This window comes from Psychrobacillus sp. INOP01 (assembly GCF_018140925.1).
Taxonomy (GTDB): domain Bacteria; phylum Bacillota; class Bacilli; order Bacillales_A; family Planococcaceae; genus Psychrobacillus.
On sequence record NZ_CP073315.1, the window covers coordinates 2,030,395 to 2,049,898 of the forward strand.

Genomic DNA, 19,504 nt, shown 5'->3' on the forward strand with positions numbered 1-19,504 from the left:
CCGTTAATGCAAGATAAACAGGAGGATTATTAGTTTGAAGAACAAAGAGCCTATATGGACGAAAGCTTTTATTAGTTTGTTTACTACAAATTTTTCTATTTTTATTATTTTTTACGGACTCGTATCCGCACTTCCACTCTACGCCACGGATGTATTGTCGCGTTCAGACGAAGATGCGGGTTTATTAATGACTATCTTTTTAGTTTCTGCAATTGTTACCCGTCCTTTTTCTGGTAAGATTTTAGATCTATTTGGAAAACGAAAGGTATTATGGTTAACTTTGTTCCTGTATCTAGTCTGTACAGGGCTTTATTATTTTATTGAACCTTTTGAAGCTTTATTGGTACTTCGATTTGTTCAAGGCATTTTCTTTAGCATCGCCACCACGGCAAGTGGTTCGATGGCTGCGGATAATATTCCTATTTCTAGACGTGGTGCTGGACTTGGTTATTTTACTATGTCAACAAATTTAGCGGTTGTTGTCGGTCCGTTAATTGCTTTGACTCTCATGCAATCTTTTTCATATGATGCAATGTTTTTATCCTTAACGGTTTTACTACTAATTGGCTCCATTGCGGCATTATTGATACCTGCAGATAAAAAGTCCAGAACTGCTTCTCCTAGATCGAAGTTAACGTGGAATGATCTTTTTGAGAAAAAAGCGTTACCTGTTGCATTAATAGCTAGTTTAGTTGCTTTTTCTTATGCTAGTGTACTTTCTTATCTCTCTATATACTCTCAAGAAAAAGGAGTACTCCACCTAACCAGTAGCTTTTTCGCTGTCTTTGCAATCATGATGCTAGCTACACGACCATTTACAGGTCGAATTTTCGATGAAAAAGGACCTAAATATATTGTTATTCCTGGTCTGGTCTCTTTCATGATTGGACTTGCTTTACTTGCTTATATGAACTCGCCATTCCTTTTCTTACTCTCTGGTGCATTTATCGGATTAGGATATGGTGCAGTAGTTCCAAGTTTCCAAACTCTTGCAATCCAGTCTACCAAACATGAACGCAGTGGTTATGCTACAGCCACATTCTTTACATTATTCGATACGGGGCTCGCAATAGGTTCATATATTTTAGGACTTATCGCCACCCAGCTCGGCTATCAAAACTTATATCTATTCTCTATTATTTTCCTTGTTATTGCGCTTGTTTTGTTTATATTACGAGTAAAAAAAGTACAACGTCCTGTTTAGTCAAGACGTTGTGTTTTTTTATTGGTAACTTTTTCATCTATCACGTATATATATGTCCTTAATTTGGTAATACTTGAACCAATACAGTATTTCAAGGAGGACAATTAAATGAGAAAGCAAATCGTAATTCCATTACTTATAGCGGTCACGGCACTTGGAGGATGTAATTTCCCTTCTGCAGATGCCGACTTAAATGAAACAGTACAGGTTTCATTACTAAACACAGAAGGTAAAGAAGTAGGAGAAGCAACTTTGACTGAGCATTCAAAAGGAGTGCATATTCTATTAAAAGCAGAGGGACTAACTCCTGGTGTTAAAGCAATCCACTTTCATGAAAAGGCAAGCTGCGAAAAACCAACATTTGAAACAGCTGGCGCTCACTTTAATCCGACTCACAAAGAGCATGGTTTTGAAAACCCAAAAGGTTATCATTTAGGAGATTTACCTAACATTGAAGTTGGAGAAGATGGTAAAGTAGAATTAGAGACAGTATCTCCAGCAGTAGTTTTGGCTGCAGGAAAAAGCAACTCATTACTAGATGCTGATGGAAGCGCAATTATTATTCATGAAAATGCTGATGATTATAAAACTGACCCTTCTGGAAATTCTGGAGGACGAATTGTTTGTGGGGAAATTAGCAAGTAGTTTGGAGGTATGACATGAGAAAAATAGGCTGGTTACTACTTTTTGTTTTAGCACTTTTCTTTTCTAGACCGTTATGGGAAGAGTATACAGTGAAATACGTTGACCTGTCATTCCTAGAGCCAGTGGATGAATGGATTGATTCACTGGAAGTAGAACAATATTGGGATGAAGCAAAAGCGTACTGGATGCAAATAAAAGATGAACCAGCCACCCATATTGCCTCAGATCAAGAAACACTACCGGGAACAGGCATAGAGTTAGACCAAATAAAAATAGGTATGAAAAAAAGTGAGATTGAGAAAATTCATGGTAATGCTAAACGAGTTAGTCTAAATGAATATAATTTGGTATGGCATACATACCATGAAAACTACCGTAATTTCATGATGATTTCCTATGATAGCAACAACAGGGTAAACGCCATGTTTACCAATCAACCTTCTGAGTCTTCCTTTCTAGGTTTACAAATGGATAGTACTAGGGAAGAAGTACTTTCTCGACTAGATGAGCCTATTAAGAAACTGAAAAAAGGGAATATCATCTATCTCCTACCTGATGCAGGTGAATATGACTTGTTTTTAATCGAAAATAACTACGTAACATTTTTCTATGATCTTCATGAAAACAATACAATCACTGCCATTCAAGTAGTCGAAAAATCTATTGAAAAAAATCACGAATCGACTTTTGGAGAGCCATCTGACGAACTGAAAAAGGGATTTGAATTTCAACTCTTCGATCTCACAAATGCTGCTCGAGTAGTACATGGTCTTTCAGTTCTCTCCTACGATGAAAGTGTGAGTAACACCGCTCGAAAGCATAGTGAGGATATGGCTATTCACAATTATTTTAGTCATGAAAACCTAGAGGGAAAATCTCCATTTAATCGATTGGAGGAAGATGGTTTGAGCTTTTCCTATGCTGGAGAAAATCTAGCATATGGTCAAACTAGCAGCATCTTTGCCCATGAGGGGCTGATGAATTCATTGGGACACCGTAAAAACATTTTAAGTGTTCATTATGAAAATCTTGGTGTCGGTACGGCTTTTGATGAAAAATCAACTCCTTACTACACAGAAAATTTTTTCACAAAATAAAGGTTGTCCAAAACTCAGTAATTACTGATTTCCGTGACAACCTCTTTTTTTATCCAATAATACTGCTGATTTCCGTTTCAGGCGGACGCTTTCCGCGGGGTGAGCGATGAGCCATCACCGTAGCTTCGCTTCCGTTGTGATGTCTCATCTGTCTCACTCATCCCGCAGGAGTCGCCGCCTTCCACTACAATCAATGAACTGAGTGGTACCCAACACGAAGATTTAGCATAGCCTTATCGCTAAGATAATAGAAACTGGTTTTGACTTTAAAGGGCACTAGCGCTTTTCATGTAAATCATTTAAAATGCTTCAATGCTTCTCTCTTACTTAATGGTGCAAGTGTGTGATTACCTACAAACTCTTGTACGACTTGCGGATGTGTTTTAGCGTATTCCCTTAACACCCAACCGATTGACTTTTGAAGAAAGAATTCTTTTGACACTGCATGACGTTCAATGGTTGCAAATAACAGCTCTTCATTCGTCTTTTCCTTGTATTTTAACTGATGTAAAATAGAGGCTCTATTCGTCCACATATTCGAGGACCTTGCCCACTCTACCATCACAGCTTCCCCTTCAATTCTGTTAGATAAAACAATATCTCCCACTATCTTAGGGGCAATAGAATCCACACTATCCCACCAGGACTTCGTTTCAATAAGACGTTGACAGAACGTTAAATCCTCTAGAGTCAATTGATTTTTATATTTGGCCAATAATTCAATTGCTATGTAATGATATTCTCTTTCCTCTAACTGGAACAAAGCCCATACCTCTTTTTGCATGTTTACATATAGAGGAAGCTCCATTTCTGTCGTCATCCTTTTAAAAAGCAATCGACGTTCAGGTGTTTTAATCCCTAGAAAGGGAAAATGACTTTTCATATATTTAGCCATTGGAATTGCATTTTCTTCATTTTGATGAGGCTCTATATAGCCTTTAACTCGCTCTATTGTCCACTCTTTTTTCATTTGAGATGAAATCCTTTACTTGCTAAAAATTCAGCCATATGAGGTCTTCTCGGCTTCTCAAGAAAGTCAGCCATTGACTTGGTCCAATTTGCCGTTTTTTGATTGGATCCACGACTTGTATAATAGGCTTCCATTGTTTGATCGTACTCGGGCAATAGTATTTCATACTTTGCACTATTATAGTTATTTTCATGTAATATTGCTGTTACCGGTAAACGAGGCTTCACTTCATTTTGCTGATCTGGAATACCAAGAGTAATTGCAAATAGAGGAAATACCCCTGTTGGCAAATCAAACAAATGGCTAATTGCGGCTGGATCGTTACGTACTCCCCCTATATAACAAATACCAAAACCTTTTGATTCAGCTGCAATGACTAAATTTTGTGCAAAAAGGGCTACATCAACTGCTCCTACTAACACATTTTCTGTTGTATCTATATCAATTTCTGTCTGCTGTAATTTACCAGCCACCTGTAAACGATGAAAATCAGCACATAATAATAATGCCGCTCCAGCAGTTTCAAATTGCTTTGGATTTTTAGACAATCTACCAAGCTCTTCCTTTTTTTGTTCATCACTTACCCAAATAACACTATATGCTTGGACAAAATGAGAACTAGCAGCATGTTGTGCAGTCTCCACAAGCTCGGAAACTTCCTCTTTAGTTAACGTATAATCCTTATACTTTCTGACAGACGAATGCTTTCTTAATAACTCTTGAACCAATGTAAGAACCCTCTTTCATCGTAAGATTACTTTTAGTATAACCGAAGCCATCTTCTGTTTGAAATGAAATGAAAAACGAAGTAGAGAGCTATAAGCTCTTTACTTCGCCTCGTTTATACTTGTAATTGGTTGTTTTCTTCTGATGTAAATGCTCGGGATCTGGTTAAAAATCGTTTTCCCTCCACACCTTCTAAAGAAAACATTCCACCCCGACCATCCACTACATCAATGATGAGCTGTGTATGCTTCCAATAGTCAAACTGACTTTTGTGCATATAAAATGGAACATCGCCTATTTTCCCAAGAAGTACATCTTGGTCTCCAACGATTAAATCACCCTCTGGATAACACATAGGAGAAGAACCATCACAACAGCCTCCTGATTGATGAAACATAAGAGGTCCGTGCTTACCTTTTAATAATTCAATTAGCTCTAGTGCAGCGTCAGTGGCTATTACGCGTTCAACCATCTACACTCACCTTTCTTTCATCAAATTCGCCTTGGCGTATTTGAGTCCAGATTTTGAATCGTGCTGGCACGATTAACTCCTTTCAAAATCTGTGACATCGCCGGAGGCTTTAACTTAATTCAGCAGGGGTTTATCCCCGCTGGATTAAATTAGAAAAATCCTTGCTTATTTTCACTATAACTTACAAGAAGGTTTTTCGTTTGTTGGTAGTGGTTAAGCATCATCAAATGATTCTCGCGCCCAATACCCGACATTTTATATCCACCAAATGCAGCATGCGCTGGATACTGGTGATAACAGTTTGTCCATACACGACCAGCTTGAATTTTACGTCCGAAACGATATGCAGTGTTCATATTACGTGTCCAAATACCAGACCCTAAACCGTATAACGTATCATTGGCGATTTCCAATGCTTCTTCTTTTGTTTTAAACGTCGTTACCGAAACGACTGGCCCAAAAATCTCTTCTTGGAAAATACGCATTTTGTTATTTCCTTTGAACACAGTTGGTTTAATATAGTAACCTTCTGCTAGTTCTCCGTCTAATTTGTTTTGCTCTCCGCCGATTAAACACTCTGCTCCTTCTTGCTTTCCAATATCTAAATAAGAAAGGATTTTTTCCATTTGTTCAGTCGAAGCTTGTGCCCCCATCATAACAGATGGATCTAGTGGGTTCCCTATTTTGATAGCTTCTACGCGCGCAATTACTCGCTCGATGAATTTATCATAGATAGATTCTTGGATTAGAACACGTGACGGACAAGTACATACCTCTCCTTGGTTCAATGCGAACATAACGAATCCTTCTACCGCTTTATCCAAAAATGCATCATCTTCATCCATAATATCTTCGAAGAAAATATTTGGTGATTTCCCTCCAAGCTCTAATGTTACAGGAATTAGGTTTTGAGAAGCATATTGCATGATTAAACGACCAGTTGTTGTTTCACCTGTAAATGCAATTTTACTAATTCGAGGACTAGATGCTAAAGGTTTTCCAGCCTCTAACCCGAAACCATTTACAATATTCACAACCCCAGGAGGTAAAAGATCTCCAATAAGCTCCATTAGAACTAAAATAGATGCTGGTGTTTGTTCTGCTGGCTTCAGGACCACACAGTTCCCTGCCGCAAGTGCTGGTGCCAGCTTCCATACAGCCATTAGAATCGGGAAATTCCAAGGAATGATTTGTCCTACTACTCCTAGTGGTTCATGGAAATGATACGCAACTGTATCATTGTCGATTTGACTTAAGCCGCCTTCTTGTGCACGAATGGCGCTTGCAAAATAGCGGAAATGGTCAATAGCTAGTGGAAGGTCGGCATTTAATGTTTCTCTAACCGCTTTTCCGTTATCCCACGTTTCAGCTACTGCTAATTGTTCTAAGTTTTCTTCTATTCTATTCGCAATTTTATTTAATATATTTGCTCTTTCAGCAACAGAAGTGGAGCCCCACGCATCTTTTGCTGCATGCGCTGCATCTAAAGCTAGCTCAATATCTTCTGAAGTCGAACGGGCCACTTGTGTAAATACCTTACCTGTAATTGGTGTAACGTTTTCAAAGTATTGTCCTTTTACTGGGGGTGTCCACTCGCCGTTGATATAGTTTTCATACTTGTCCTTAAATGAAACCTTCGAGCCTTCTGTATTCGGAAATGCATAAACCATTTTCTATTTCCTCCCCTTCATATCTATTTAGCACATTCCATATCGTATGCTAGATCCAATTTATGTATGCGCTTTCAAAACTATTAAAATAAAAAAATAGTCTTATATCTATTTTGGCAGACTATACTAAATATTTCAATAATAATAACTTACTATTGAGACAATTGTATCGTTACTTGCTCCCCTTCTTCATTTACTTGCGCTAAATCTGGATTTGGAAAATTTTTTTCTCGCTATATTCCTTCTGCACTAGAATGTTGGAACAATGAACAATAATATAAAAATGGCCTGAACACATATTTAATGCACTCAAGCCATTTTCAAAATTTATTTACTTGTCTCTCTTCTTATAACTGGTGCTACTTCTGTCGCAAGAAGCTCCAACCCTTTAACAACTGTGCTAAATGGTTGACCCCCTATATCTAATTGAGCAACGAAACGTTGGTGGCCATATAATTCGTATTGATTTAATATTTTCTCAATGACTTGTTGTGGACTTCCTACAAACAGGGCTGTTTCTGGACTTGCCATATGTTCAAAATCGGCGCGAGACATTCTCGTACCCATTCCCCTTTGCCTATTCACATAAGACCAGTAATTCGAGTAATATGGATAAAATTCATCCTTTGCCTGCTGGCTGTCGTTTGCAATATAAGTATGACCAGTAACTCCAATAGACAGTTTCTCGGGAGAATGCCCAGCTTCTGCTCCAGCTTGACGATACAGATCCACTAGTGGTTTAAATCTTTTTGGATCTCCTCCCAAAATAGCAAGAGCCATACCGGTTCCCAATCTTCCTGCTCTAACTGCACTTTCTGGAGTACCTCCAACACCTATCCAAATAGGTATTTCATCTTGAACTGGTCTAGGAGCTATCATTGCATTGGTTAGAGCGGGACGATGCTGCCCTCGCCATGTTACTACTGCTTCCCGATTTAGTTGCTGAAGAAGTTTAACTTTTTCTTCGAATAAAGCATCATAGTCATCTAAATCATATCCAAAGAGAGGAAAGGATTCTACAAATGCTCCTCTACCAGCAATAATCTCTGCTCTTCCGTCTGAAATCTGGTCCAATGTAGCAAAGTCTTCAAACAATCTTACCGGATCTAATGTGCTCAATACCGATGTAGCACTAGTTAATTTAATACGTTCGGTCGCCTGAGCAATGGCAGAAAGGATTACTGCTGGTGACGATACAGTGTAATCTAATCGATGATGTTCACCAACTCCGAAAATATCTAAACCCGCCTCGTCTGCCATCTTCGCCAGTTCAATTACTTCTTTCAAACGTTGAGAAGTACCTATCGTTTCTCCTGTATGTGGATTTGGGCCAAGATCACCAAAAGTATAAACACCTATTTCCATCGATTATTCTGCCTCTGCTACAACAGTGAAACGCTCATTTACATGTATAGCATTTTCTAGTTCATCGACAATCGCAATAGCATAGTCTGCATAGCTCACATAGCTTTCACCTTTTGCGTTCACAATAAAATTATCTTTACCTGTTTGATAAGAACCAGTTCGTTTACCCTCTGGATTAAAAAATGCGGCAGGACTTACAAATGTCCATTCGAACCCTTCACTTTGTTGTAAATCTTCCAGGTTTTTTCCTTGATTAGATGCTGTTGCTAAATATTCTTTTGGAAAGTCTGGCGTATCCATTACTTTAATTGTTTTTGCTTCATCTACAAATAAACTTCCTGCTCCACCAACTACTACTAACTTCGTATTAGCTGCTTCTTTAGCTGCTTCAATTAAAGACTGCCCTGCTTCTACATGAAGATGTTCTTGACCCGGAGGTGCACTTATAGCATTTACCACTACATCAAATACTTGAAGATCTAATCCAGTTAAATCAAAAACATCCTTCTCGAGTACCGCTCCATTTGCATTTTCTAATTTAGCAGCGTTTCTTACGATAGCCGTTACTTCATGACCTCTGTCAGCTGCCTCTTTATAAATCAAACTACCCGCTTTTCCTGTTGCTCCAATTATGCCGATTTTCATCTTAATTCCTCCAATAAATTTATATTGTTGTAACTGCATCAGTTACAACTATTTCAAAAAAAAGGACTCATTTCATCCAATTTTTTTACTTAATACTTTGATTAGTTCTTCCATAGTGATTTCTTTTAATACCGCTTCCATTGCATCCTGAGCTCGTACTAATATTAACTCTAACACATCTTGTATATTAGCTCCGACCGGACAATTAGGATTAGGGTTATCGTGCATTTGAAAAAGTTCTCCATCCTCTACTACTTCAACGGCTCTATACACGTCAAGTAAGGTTATATCCTCTAAATTCCGTTGAAGAGTTGCGCCTCCAAGACCACGGCGGATATCTATAAGACCAGCACTTTTTAGTTTCCCCATCACTCTACGTATAACAACAGGATTGGTATTTACGCTTTCTGCAATCCATTCGGATGTAGAAACAATATTTTGATTTAATGAAATTAGTGATAGTACATGTATGGCTACAGTAAATCGACTACTTATTTTCATATTATTCTACCTCCGATGTAACCATTATAATTACAACGGTTTTGTTCTGTCAACTAAATTATCTTTTGTTTAAAAAACGCATTATTTCCTCCTTTCTATATACAGAATTTTTCTATAAACTAAATGTATGATTACTTTTAAGAAAGAGGAGATTAACATTGAGTGATTTAGCGAGTGAATTAAAACCTATCAAAACCCCCCACCGAAGCACCCCCAAGAAAGTCGTGTTTGTCCGTTTACTCATGATTGCCATAGGAGCCATATTAATGGCTATTGGATTAGAATTATTCCTAGTTCCTAATCAGATATTAGACGGTGGTGTTGTAGGCGTATCCATCATCATATCCCACTTAACTGGAGTTCGTTTAGGGGTCTTTATATTTGTCCTGAACATTCCATTCTTTTTCCTTGGATATAAACAAATAGGAAAAACCTTTGCTTTATCCACATTATTCGGTATTACCATACTATCCATATGTACTTCTTTCCTACACAATATTGATGCTATTACTCCTGATTTATTACTTGCTACAGTATTTGGTGGTATCGTTTTAGGCACGGGTGTTGGGCTAGTTATTCGTTATGGTGGCTCTCTAGACGGTTCAGAAATACTTGCCATTTTATTCAACAAGGCTACTCCGTTTTCAGTTGGGGAGATCATCATGATTATAAATCTGGTCATCTTTGCAATTGCTGGATTTGTATTTACTTGGGAACAAGCCATGTATTCATTTTTAGCGTATTTTATCGCCTTTAAAACGATAGATATTGTGATTCAAGGATTAGATGAGTCAAAATCCGTCTATATCATTAGTGAAAATATAGAAGATATAGGTGCTGCTATTATGGATCGGTTAGGACGTGGAGTAACTTATTTACACGGTGAAGGTGCATATACTGGGGAAAACAAAAAGGTTATCTTTACAGTCATTACACGATTGGAAGAGGCAAAACTAAAATCTATTGTAGAAGAAATAGACTCCCACGCATTTTTAGCAGTAGGCAATATCGCCGAAGTGCGCGGTGGCCGATTTAAAAAGAAAGATATACATTAGAAAAGCACAAGTGCATATGTAAGCTCCTACTAGCGCTGGAGCAAGACAGATGCCAAGCAACTAGGATTTGTTTCTAACGAAAAAACCGATTCCAATATAAGGAATCGGTTTTTTTATTATGCTAACGCTGCTTCTTTACTCTGCATTGTTCCATTATTTGCTAGGTTCGTATGGAATGAGAATGCTTTTTCTAGGACATGTGGAGTTTGTCCACCTCTAGTTAATGCTTCCTCATAGTAATCACGTAACTGCTTCTTGTACATTGGATGAACACAGTTTTCAATGATTAACTCTGCACGCTCTCTAGGTGCTAACCCACGAAGATCTGCATAGCCTTGCTCTGTTACAACTACATCTACATCATGCTCCGTATGATCTACATGAGCTACGAAAGGCACTATACTAGAAATGTTACCGCCTTTGGCAATGGATTTCGTTACAAAAATAGCTATTTTGGAATTACGAGCAAAATCCCCCGAACCTCCAATCCCATTCATCATTTTAGTACCAGATACATGTGTAGAGTTAACATTTCCATAAATATCAAACTCTAAGGCTGTGTTAATAGAAATAAGTCCTAAACGGCGAATGATTTCAGGATGATTCGTAATTTCTTGTGGTCTTATCACTAATTTATCTCGGTACTTTTCAAGATTCCCATATACCTTATCCATCATTTCTTGTGAAAGTGTTATAGAGCATGCAGAAGCAAAGTTTACTTTGCCGGCATCTATTAGTTCAAATACAGAGTCTTGAAGGACTTCAGAGTATACTTGTAGTTCTTCGAATTCTGATTTAATCATACCGCCTAGCACTGCATTGGCAACTGACCCTATACCCGCTTGAAGTGGAGCTAGCTTATTAGTTAATCTACCAGCACTCACTTCTTGACGTAAAAACTCGATTAAATGCTGAGCCATTTCCTCTGTTTCATGGTCTGGTGGGACAATAGGAGATGGTGAATCCGAATTGTTAGTAAATACGATGCCTTTTACTTTGGATGCATCAAAAGGAATACCTATTTGACCAATACGATCCTCTACTCCTGTTATAGGAATTGGTAGTCTGCTTCCTTGAGCAGCTGGTTCGTATATATCATGAAGCCCTTCTAACATTTCCGATTGTGCTACATTAATTTCTATAATTATATTTTTTGCTTGCGAGACAAAGGTTGTAGAATTACCTACAGATGTTGTTGGAATAATCATGCCATCTGCAGTAACTGAAACCGCTTCCACAATTGCAAAGTCAATAATTGGCAATACGCCCGAACGTATTAACTCCGAAGTGTGAGATAAATGCTGATCAACAAACAAATGATCTCCTGCATTAATATGTTTGCGCATCGTTGCATCCGCCTGGAATGGTAATCGTTTATGCACAATTCCTGCTTCAGATAATAATTTATCAATATCAGTACCTAAAGAAGCACCGGTAAATATATTCACTTTAAAAGATTCATTGGCAGCTCTTTCTACTAGTGCTAATGGAACCGCTTTCGCATCACCCGCACGTGTAAAACCACTTAACCCTAATGTCATACCATGTTGAATCCATGAGGCAGCTTCTTCTGCTCCAACTACTAAACTATGTAAATTAGTATCCTTAATACGATTTAAATTGTTACACATATATGTGTCCCCCTCAAAAAGTGCGTTAAAATTATTCTACCCCCTTTTGTCACAATTTTGTTGAAACTTGTCGAAGACATCTTTTATTTGCCTCAAGCAGAATATATTTATACTAGAACAGAACAAATTATTATAATAGATTTTTTTACTCACTTTATTTTTGAATTTACGTAAAAAAAACGCTTGAATGTCGGAGTAATTACCCCTTATTCAAACGTTTTCTATTAAAATCCTAATAGCTTCCTAAAATAACTTGCATAGGACTGACTGACAGAAATTCTTTCTCCATTTACCATTGCCAATAAAAAAGTTGAATGTGTGTCTGGGAAAATCTCTTTAATGTGATGCACATTGACGATAAAAGAACGATGACAGCGTATGAACATTTCCCTTGGCAATCTATACTCAAAGTCTTGAAGAGAGCTAGTGTGAGTTCCAGCAAAAGACTTAGTAACAATGTGCGTCTTTCTATCCTTTGCCTCTAGATAGATAACATCTGCAAAAGGAATCGGAACCCATCCATCCTGTGTCCTTATCGTAATCACAGATTTACCATCTGTAAATGCCGGATAAATAGCCAACACACAGCCTTCTACTTCTCCTTGATGCAAAAAAGGTACTGCCATCCCATGGTATGGGACACCAAAAACCTCTCGATTGATAAATTCGGATACCTTTTGTCTACTTTGCAGTGCTTTATAAGCTAAAGTCTCCTCTTTTAGTATGTCCCCAGGAGTAATTTTCAAATCAATCCGCTTACTTGGTCGATAATAAATATACTTTTCCGTATCAGAGACAGCGATAGACACTTCATCTGAAAATAATTCTCCAACAACATCTAATAAGGCAACTATGGATAAATCCTTCATCCTTCCATCCCCTTTTTCGTTAACCTACTCGCAAACTACTATTTCACGTGTAAATTGTTGTTTTTTCGTTATACAGCGGTCTTTTATACATAGACCAACTGTTTCTAATCGATCATCCATCGATTCTATCGTTACAATTACTACTTTTTTGGCAATTCTACGGGCATGCTTTAAAATAGTAAACTGTTCTTCCCAGGATGCATTTGTATACAAATTATAAGGTAAGTCTATAATCGCTACGTCATACATCTCTTCGATATCTTCTATGGCACTCTTACGGACATCTCCAGTCAATCCAAAATAGGCAATGTTTTCTCTGGATCCCTCACATACTAGTGGGTTAATATCTCTTCCTACAATATCTATACCCATTGATAGTGCTTCAACGAGTACTGTACCAATTCCGCAGCAAGGATCTATGGCTTGAACACCTTTCGGATGCGGAACTGCAATATTAGCTACTGCTCTAGCTACTCTTGTACTGAGGGCAGTGGAATACTCTCGCGGTTTCTTTATATGATTAAACCAAATAGGTTCACTTTTCGTATATAACCCGAAATACCAACGACCACCAAATGGGACTACTGCAAATAACTGATCAGGATGATGTAAATCGAAATCACCTTGCATGTCACTTCCAATAGTTCTTGTTATTTGGAGCCTTTCTGCATTCTCAATTTTATCAATGCCTTGTCGGTCATTTATTTTTAAGAAAATTACTTTATTTGTTTCTTCCTCTGATCCGAACTTCGGGGCTTGAGCACTAATTTCCTCTACTGTGTCCCCTTCTGCTAAAATCTCTAATCTCCCTTTCATAAAAGGACTTCTACTAGGATCTATTTTTACGGAACTCTTTAAAATTTTCATTTCTGTGTCTATACCAAAAAAAGAGCGCATCTCTAGATGACATAGAGAGCGTTCGTCCTCATTATATGCGTATGTATAAATAAATGCCGATTGTCGGCTGTTGTTTATCAATGTATTCCCTCCAATAGTACTTCTATTATACCATGTGTCCCTGTTCAATTCATTATTGCAAACAGTGAATAGAAATTCTTAGAGCTTTTAGAAAAGCACAGAGCAATCGGCGAACTTAAAGGTCAAAACCTGTTTGAATGATTTGCAAAGTGCTTTGGACAGACTTGTTGCTGTATTATTACCGAGTGATTTTTTAAGAGGCAGGTCAAGGTCCTTTTCGATAACTAGAGAAAAAGTTCTTTCTTATTCATAAAAAAAGCGCCAGAAGATACAATTTCTGTCGCTACTCTCCTTCTTTATGGCGTAAATATTTACTATTTCTTTTTATCTCTACTACTTTCTAATGTCTTGATTATACGAAACAACAGTTCATTCACAGGTGTTTTGACATGTAATTTTCTTCCTAGATCTATCACTTTCTGCGAGAACATTGGCACTTCTGTGAGCCTTCCCGCTTCTATATCCTGGAGCATTGATGGTTTTCCTTCCTCACTTAAACCGCTAATAATTCTATCAAAAAACACATCAATATCCCCCTCTTTTAATTGGATATTCTGCGCCTGAGCTAATTGTACAACCTCCATCATCGCCTCCTTTGCGATTTCCTTCGCATAAGAAACCTGTTGGAAAATGCCATATGTAGCTTGAGTAATTGCGGACGTTTGGTTAATGCCCACATTGATCATAAATTTGTACCAGAGTACTTGCTCCATATCAACCGGGATTTCATTCGGTATACCGGCACTTTCAAAGCATTCTTTTACGGCTAAAAGCTGTTGTGAAATTGCTTTATTGTATTTCATTCCAAACGATATTTTTCCATGGTTCGAACAAAAAACACTGTTGTTCTCTCTTGTTGCATCAATTCCATTGCTGATAGCATAAATAACTTTTTCATCCCCATATGTGAAAGCTATCTCTTCTTCACTCGTTATTCCATTTAGTAAAGACATGATCATCGTATTTTCTCCCACTTGATTGTGTATGTCTCGAATTGCCTGTGGAAGATGATTATACTTTACGGAAACAATGATTAGATCTGCCGGGACCGTTACTTCGTCAGGGGTAATGAAAACAAATGGAATACTTTCCCCATTTACATACACCCCTTCCGCTTCGTAACGAGATTTTCTTTCCTTATCTACTAATACTCGTAAGTTCACATCATTTACTTGCCTCAAGAGATTTCCATATACACTACCTATCGCACCTAATCCTATTAACGTTATATTCATAATTGTTCTCCTTACTGTAAGTATTTATATATTTCCTCCCCAATTTGAGAAATAATTCGTTTCGAAAGTAAATCATCTTCATCCTTTGATAGAATCGTTGCAATAAACTTGCGATCACCTACATAAAAAATTCCTACGTCATGACGAGTTCCCGGAATCCAGCCTGTCTTATTAGCTAACTCCCATGGCGTCATTCCATGATCAAAATCAGAATATGGAGATGGTAATTTCTCTGGTAAACAATCACGTACCTGTTGTTTTTTCATCACATCTACCATTCGTCCACTTGCTGGATCACTCACTAAATCTCCTGTAGCCATCTTATGTAAAAGTGTAGCTATGTCCACTGCAGCTATACGATTCGCACCCTTCGGATTAGACCTACTCAACATGAGCTTGTTATAAAAAGTACTATAAACCATACCAGCTTCTTTCATCGCATTTTGAATATTCACTACTCCTATAAGGTCGATTAATAGATTAGTTGCCGTATTATCACTTTGAATAATCATCAGCATAATGATGTCTTGAAGTGGAAGGGATAACCCCGGAGTAAAATGCTGAAGTACACCCGATCCTCCCACATAATCTTTTCCATCGAGAATGATTAAATCCGTTAAGGCCAAGTCTCCACTTTCCACTGCACTATAAACCGAAGCCATGATAGGTACCTTAATCACACTTGCCGCATAAAAAAGCTCCTGTTCGTTATGCTCCCATTTCTCCCCTGAATTTAAATCCTCTAGAACGATACCCCAAGTCCCTTTTGACGGTGCAATCAATTTCTCAATCTTGCTCACAAGCTCCTCCATAGTTCATCCCCCTATAGTAAATCTATTTGTTTTATTATAGACTATTTGTGAATATATTTTTTGAAAATTACATTTTTAGATGGAGCACACAACTAATGAGACAACAACTACTATTAATACAACAAGTAATTGATTATATAGACAATCAAATAAAAGAAGAAATTCATCCTGAAAACCTTGCAAAGCTTATTGGATATTCTCCTTTTCATTTTTATCGGATATTCCAACAAACAACTGGTTACACCGTTATGGATTATGTACAAAAAAGAAAGCTACAATTTGCTTTGTTTGAGTTACTCCAAGGGGAGAAGATTATCGATATCGCATTAGAATATGGATTCAAAACGCATGCTGGTTTTACTAAAGCTTTTAAACGCTGCTTTGGTAGTCCTCCGAGTCTTTATAAATTGCATTGTCCGGTTTCATTGCCCCAGAAATTAGATTTAAATAGCCTCCATCAAAAGAAAACAGGCGGAATAGTACTGCAGCCTAAGATAATTTCTAAACCCCCTTTTGAAGTTGCAGGAAAAACGTTTGACAGTCGCTTAGAGAAGGTGTTTTTTACAAGAGATGCCCCTGCTTTTTGGGAGCAAAGAATTTCTTCCGATGAATCTATCGAGACAACATTATACAATCTCTTATCACCAAAAGAACACGGAGAGTATTGCCTTAATCTAAGTGGGTCAGAGTATAAGAATAGCTTCACTTATTTATTTGCAGTGAATTACGATAAAGGGACACCTATACCAGAAGGAATCACTATGTTGCAGATCAAAGCCACAAATTATGCCGTTTTTAAAACTCCTCTAGTAAATGTAGATCAATTTGTTGCTTCTATTAAAGGAACTTGGCGATATATTTTAGAAGACTGGCTACCCCACTCTCTTTATGAGGTGGATGAGGACAGCTACGACTTTGAGTACTATGATGAACATTGTCATGACTGGGAATACGAAAAAATATATATGGAGATTTACTTGCCGATTAAAGAGAGGGATAGTCTAAAATAAGCACTAATAAATACCGTTATCCATTTGAAGATTACTTACCAGAATACATGCACCGTAATACTATACATAAACAGAAGGTAATTGAGTAATCTACTATACTAAGCAGTAGAAAAGAGACTAAAATGAAAAAGATTGAATCTAACCATTTCGTAAATCATCTATATATCAAAAAACAAATGAGTAGGAAAAAAACGATTATGATTTTCCATGGATGGGGATCGAGTGTTCATAATTATAAACGACCTGCAGAAAATCTTTCGACGCTTGGTTTCAAAATCATTGTTCCAGAAATAATATTTCACGATAGCAGAAGTAAGTTCGAAAATCATTTTCTGAAAGAAGTTACTCAAAAATACTTCTGGAAGACAATTTTTAGAAGTATTGATGAAGCTTCACTCCTTTTTGAAGAATTAGGCATTCTTAAGGAAGATACTATTCTTATGGGGATATCTATGGGAGGATTTATTGCAAATGGGATATATGCAAATGGTCAAAATTTTGCTGGCTTAGTTAATATTAATGGATCCGGGTCATTTCTTTTGTCAGAAAAAATTTTCCGACAAAATGACCACCGTCCGAGGTTGTCGATTGCAGAGACTAAAGAAATAAATATCTATAATCCAATTGATAAAATCGCATGCCCTTCCCCCATATTATTAATGCACGGAGAACAAGATACTATTGTTTCAATTGAAGGTCAGAAAGATTACTTTAACTTTTTGACTGAAAGTGATACTGTACATGATGTAATTTTTAATATATACAAAAATGTAAACCACTCCTTTTCTGAAGAAATGATGGAGAACTTAAAACAATGGTTAGTAAAGAAATTCTAAGTGACAATAGATATATGCAAAAGTATAAAGCATCAGTCCTAGAACCGATGCTTTTTAATAGTCGATATAAGCGAAATCATTTTCTTTTATCTATCAATAAAGATGAATGTATTTAAACTTAAACTATTCAAACTCTAGTACTTTTCAAAATAGTTTTATATAAGTAAAGAACTGGAGTTAATAAAACTGCACTTACAACGATGGCTGTTTTTATTGTAAAACCCGTTGCTATATATCCAATCATTGGACCCCCTCCAATTTGACCTATGGCATCTACTTGGCCTTTTACTGAGAAGAATGTTGCACGTGTAGAGGATTCAAGTATGATTTTGTTTAACCATATGTCCTCCAGTGGATACATAACTTTTCTTGTCACTTGAATAACTATATAAAAGGCTAACAATCCAATCACAAATGAGGAAAAAGCAAAGCCAAGCAATGACAGGATTATAAATAAACTTCCTATAAATAGAGCTATATAAATATGTCTAAGATTCTGATGTATAGAACTTCGATTCATTAAATGGAGCGCTACAAAAGAAACAAGTACAATAATGAATTGAATAGCTCCTGTAATCACAACTAACCTCTCTTCAGGCAAAGCCGCTATATTTGATACTTCAAAAAAATGAGACATCCACAATCGATCAAAACCTTCACTATAAACCCCTACAAATAAAGCAATTAAAAATAGCATTCTCATAATGAAGCTAGCTTTAGAATAAAAAATAATTTTGCTCATATTACCTTTCATGTTTTCCCAAGTCGACATTCTTTCTATCTTATTCAGGGGTTTGAAGTTCTCTTCTTTCATAAAGATGATTAAATATACCGCTAACCCAATCATACATAGTCCACCAATAATGATTGGTAAACTAATCATAAAATAACCCGTTACAATACTTAAAGGTATGGCTATGACTTGCCCAAGACTACCGGCCTTTGCCCCTCTTATAAATGCTAATGAAGCACGCTCTTCTCCTATTTCATCTGCAATCCATGCTTGCTGAGAACCACTTGTAAACGTATACCCAATTCCCCATGCGACCTGGGCCAATAGTACAGTTGCAAAATAAGGGAATAGCCCCTCCATTAAAAAACCAATTCCTATTAGAAAGTAACCAATTATTATAGACAACTTTCGACTTTTTAAATCGGAAACTACTCCGGTAGGAATTTCAAAAAGAAATACAGATAGCTCCAAAACTGTTCCCACTAAAACAAGCTGAAATGGATCCAGCATTACAACCTTTACGTGATACAACAAATTCACAGTAAAAATAAAAGTAAAAAATAGTTGTGATAAAAAGCATGTGTAGATGTAAACTTGATATGGATTTCTTGTTCTTATTAAATTCATTTTCTTGCCCCCTCGAATTAATTATAGTGAGGGAATTTACTAAGTTCTTATCCAAATTTGCGGTTATTTACAAAAATATATTCTTCTATTTCAGATATGTTATAGTAAAAGAACAATTGAATAATGTGTAGATTTAGGTGTTCTTTTGCGAAAGCGAATGAACTTAAAAGGGAAGTCGGTGAAAAACCGACGCTGTCCCGCAACTGTAAATGGGAGCAATTCTACTACATCCACTGTAAGTTATTATGGGAAGGATAGAAACGCGATGATCATGAGCCAGGAGACCTGCCTATTTCAAGTACACACCAAAACCCTACGCGGATAGGAGGTGTTAAGTGCAGCTATGAACAAGCAAATGCTTGAAATTGCTGTCGTACGAAAAAACGCAATGAAAACACTGGAGAAATTGACTCTTTTTCAGTG

General features: G+C 37.1%; 19 protein-coding genes and 1 riboswitch. Of the genes, 6 read left to right on the plus strand and 13 right to left on the minus strand.

Annotated elements, in window-relative coordinates; all coding sequences use genetic code 11:
- Positions 1–34 precede the first annotated feature (34 nt).
- The 3 genes from KD050_RS10335 (at position 35) to KD050_RS10345 (ending at position 2,946) form a co-directional block, all read left to right on the plus strand.
- A complete protein-coding gene (locus KD050_RS10335; RefSeq protein ID WP_370627214.1) occupies positions 35–1,204 on the plus strand; it encodes an MFS transporter in 1,170 nt (389 codons plus the stop codon).
- A gap of 108 nt (positions 1,205–1,312) precedes the next feature.
- Entirely contained in the window at positions 1,313–1,849 is a 537-nt protein-coding gene (locus KD050_RS10340; protein ID WP_211896047.1) for a superoxide dismutase family protein, read from the plus strand.
- A 14-nt stretch (positions 1,850–1,863) separates the two neighbouring features.
- Positions 1,864–2,946, plus strand: coding sequence for a CAP domain-containing protein (locus KD050_RS10345; RefSeq protein ID WP_211896048.1), 1,083 nt, complete (start codon positions 1,864–1,866; stop codon positions 2,944–2,946).
- A gap of 295 nt (positions 2,947–3,241) precedes the next feature.
- Here the strand turns inward: KD050_RS10345 and KD050_RS10350 are convergent, their stop codons facing one another.
- From KD050_RS10350 to KD050_RS10380, 7 genes are all read right to left on the minus strand, one after another.
- Positions 3,242–3,916, minus strand: a complete 675-nt coding sequence (locus KD050_RS10350; protein ID WP_211896049.1) for a DNA alkylation repair protein — start codon at positions 3,914–3,916, stop codon at positions 3,242–3,244.
- Positions 3,913–4,644, minus strand: a complete 732-nt coding sequence (gene nfsA, locus KD050_RS10355; protein ID WP_211896050.1) for an oxygen-insensitive NADPH nitroreductase — start codon at positions 4,642–4,644, stop codon at positions 3,913–3,915. The genes KD050_RS10350 and nfsA overlap by 4 nt, the downstream gene beginning before the upstream one ends.
- Positions 4,645–4,757: 113 nt before the next feature.
- Positions 4,758–5,114: a DUF779 domain-containing protein gene (locus tag KD050_RS10360; protein WP_211896051.1), complete on the minus strand. Its 357-nt coding sequence runs from the start codon at positions 5,112–5,114 to the stop codon at positions 4,758–4,760.
- A 149-nt stretch (positions 5,115–5,263) separates the two neighbouring features.
- Positions 5,264–6,784 (minus strand): aldehyde dehydrogenase, encoded by a 1,521-nt coding sequence (adh, locus tag KD050_RS10365; protein ID WP_211896052.1) that lies wholly within the window; start codon positions 6,782–6,784, stop codon positions 5,264–5,266.
- 327 nt (positions 6,785–7,111) lie between these two features.
- Positions 7,112–8,149 (minus strand): LLM class flavin-dependent oxidoreductase, encoded by a 1,038-nt coding sequence (locus KD050_RS10370; protein ID WP_211896053.1) that lies wholly within the window; start codon positions 8,147–8,149, stop codon positions 7,112–7,114.
- A gap of 3 nt (positions 8,150–8,152) precedes the next feature.
- Positions 8,153–8,794, minus strand: a complete 642-nt coding sequence (locus KD050_RS10375) for an NAD(P)-dependent oxidoreductase (RefSeq protein WP_211896054.1) — start codon at positions 8,792–8,794, stop codon at positions 8,153–8,155.
- 72 nt (positions 8,795–8,866) lie between these two features.
- Positions 8,867–9,295 carry an Rrf2 family transcriptional regulator gene (locus KD050_RS10380; RefSeq protein ID WP_211896055.1) on the minus strand — a complete coding sequence of 143 codons (429 nt, stop codon included), beginning with the start codon at positions 9,293–9,295 and terminating at the stop codon, positions 8,867–8,869.
- Between the two features lie 188 nt (positions 9,296–9,483).
- Between KD050_RS10380 and KD050_RS10385 the strand changes: the two genes are divergently transcribed.
- Positions 9,484–10,350 (plus strand): YitT family protein, encoded by an 867-nt coding sequence (locus tag KD050_RS10385; RefSeq protein ID WP_370627228.1) that lies wholly within the window; start codon positions 9,484–9,486, stop codon positions 10,348–10,350.
- A 116-nt stretch (positions 10,351–10,466) separates the two neighbouring features.
- Here KD050_RS10385 and KD050_RS10390 read toward each other — a convergent pair whose 3' ends face one another.
- From KD050_RS10390 to KD050_RS10410, 5 genes are all read right to left on the minus strand, one after another.
- Positions 10,467–11,981: a succinyl-CoA:acetate CoA-transferase ScpC gene (locus KD050_RS10390; protein WP_211896056.1), complete on the minus strand. Its 1,515-nt coding sequence runs from the start codon at positions 11,979–11,981 to the stop codon at positions 10,467–10,469.
- Positions 11,982–12,205: 224 nt separating this feature from the next.
- Complete coding sequence (locus tag KD050_RS10395) at positions 12,206–12,850, minus strand: LytTR family DNA-binding domain-containing protein (protein WP_211896057.1); 645 nt, start codon at positions 12,848–12,850, stop codon at positions 12,206–12,208.
- A 24-nt stretch (positions 12,851–12,874) separates the two neighbouring features.
- The gene (locus tag KD050_RS10400) at positions 12,875–13,825 is read right to left on the minus strand and encodes a TRM11 family SAM-dependent methyltransferase (RefSeq protein ID WP_211896267.1); all 951 of its coding nucleotides are present in this window, start codon (positions 13,823–13,825) and stop codon (positions 12,875–12,877) included.
- A 317-nt stretch (positions 13,826–14,142) separates the two neighbouring features.
- Complete coding sequence (locus KD050_RS10405; RefSeq protein WP_211896058.1) at positions 14,143–15,063, minus strand: ketopantoate reductase family protein; 921 nt, start codon at positions 15,061–15,063, stop codon at positions 14,143–14,145.
- Between the two features lie 11 nt (positions 15,064–15,074).
- Positions 15,075–15,875, minus strand: a complete 801-nt coding sequence (locus KD050_RS10410) for a serine hydrolase (protein WP_211896059.1) — start codon at positions 15,873–15,875, stop codon at positions 15,075–15,077.
- 95 nt (positions 15,876–15,970) lie between these two features.
- Here KD050_RS10410 and KD050_RS10415 point away from each other — a divergent pair, with 95 nt between their 5' ends.
- The gene (locus tag KD050_RS10415) at positions 15,971–16,885 is read left to right on the plus strand and encodes an AraC family transcriptional regulator (protein WP_211896060.1); all 915 of its coding nucleotides are present in this window, start codon (positions 15,971–15,973) and stop codon (positions 16,883–16,885) included.
- Between the two features lie 122 nt (positions 16,886–17,007).
- Positions 17,008–17,721 (plus strand): alpha/beta hydrolase, encoded by a 714-nt coding sequence (locus KD050_RS10420; RefSeq protein ID WP_211896061.1) that lies wholly within the window; start codon positions 17,008–17,010, stop codon positions 17,719–17,721.
- A 127-nt stretch (positions 17,722–17,848) separates the two neighbouring features.
- Here KD050_RS10420 and KD050_RS10425 read toward each other — a convergent pair whose 3' ends face one another.
- Entirely contained in the window at positions 17,849–19,081 is a 1,233-nt protein-coding gene (locus tag KD050_RS10425; RefSeq protein WP_211896062.1) for an MFS transporter, read from the minus strand.
- 118 nt (positions 19,082–19,199) lie between these two features.
- Positions 19,200–19,389, plus strand: a riboswitch (cobalamin riboswitch).
- Positions 19,390–19,504 lie beyond the last annotated feature (115 nt).

What these genes read in the sequence shown, in the direction of transcription:
- KD050_RS10405 (WP_211896058.1), bottom strand. Translation starts at nt 15,063, where the DNA reads ATGAATATAACGTTAATAGGATTAGGTGCGATAGGTAGTGTATATGGA.
- adh (WP_211896052.1), bottom strand. Translation starts at nt 6,784, where the DNA reads ATGGTTTATGCATTTCCGAATACAGAAGGCTCGAAGGTTTCATTTAAG.
- KD050_RS10375 (WP_211896054.1), bottom strand. Translation starts at nt 8,794, where the DNA reads ATGAAAATCGGCATAATTGGAGCAACAGGAAAAGCGGGTAGTTTGATT.
- KD050_RS10380 (WP_211896055.1), bottom strand. Translation starts at nt 9,295, where the DNA reads ATGAAAATAAGTAGTCGATTTACTGTAGCCATACATGTACTATCACTA.
- KD050_RS10360 (WP_211896051.1), bottom strand. Translation starts at nt 5,114, where the DNA reads ATGGTTGAACGCGTAATAGCCACTGACGCTGCACTAGAGCTAATTGAA.
- KD050_RS10410 (WP_211896059.1), bottom strand. Translation starts at nt 15,875, where the DNA reads ATGGAGGAGCTTGTGAGCAAGATTGAGAAATTGATTGCACCGTCAAAA.
- KD050_RS10340 (WP_211896047.1), top strand. Translation starts at nt 1,313, where the DNA reads ATGAGAAAGCAAATCGTAATTCCATTACTTATAGCGGTCACGGCACTT.
- KD050_RS10370 (WP_211896053.1), bottom strand. Translation starts at nt 8,149, where the DNA reads ATGGAAATAGGTGTTTATACTTTTGGTGATCTTGGCCCAAATCCACAT.
- KD050_RS10395 (WP_211896057.1), bottom strand. Translation starts at nt 12,850, where the DNA reads ATGAAGGATTTATCCATAGTTGCCTTATTAGATGTTGTTGGAGAATTA.
- KD050_RS10345 (WP_211896048.1), top strand. Translation starts at nt 1,864, where the DNA reads ATGAGAAAAATAGGCTGGTTACTACTTTTTGTTTTAGCACTTTTCTTT.
- KD050_RS10415 (WP_211896060.1), top strand. Translation starts at nt 15,971, where the DNA reads ATGAGACAACAACTACTATTAATACAACAAGTAATTGATTATATAGAC.
- KD050_RS10350 (WP_211896049.1), bottom strand. Translation starts at nt 3,916, where the DNA reads ATGAAAAAAGAGTGGACAATAGAGCGAGTTAAAGGCTATATAGAGCCT.
- KD050_RS10420 (WP_211896061.1), top strand. Translation starts at nt 17,008, where the DNA reads ATGAAAAAGATTGAATCTAACCATTTCGTAAATCATCTATATATCAAA.
- KD050_RS10425 (WP_211896062.1), bottom strand. Translation starts at nt 19,081, where the DNA reads ATGAATTTAATAAGAACAAGAAATCCATATCAAGTTTACATCTACACA.
- KD050_RS10390 (WP_211896056.1), bottom strand. Translation starts at nt 11,981, where the DNA reads ATGTGTAACAATTTAAATCGTATTAAGGATACTAATTTACATAGTTTA.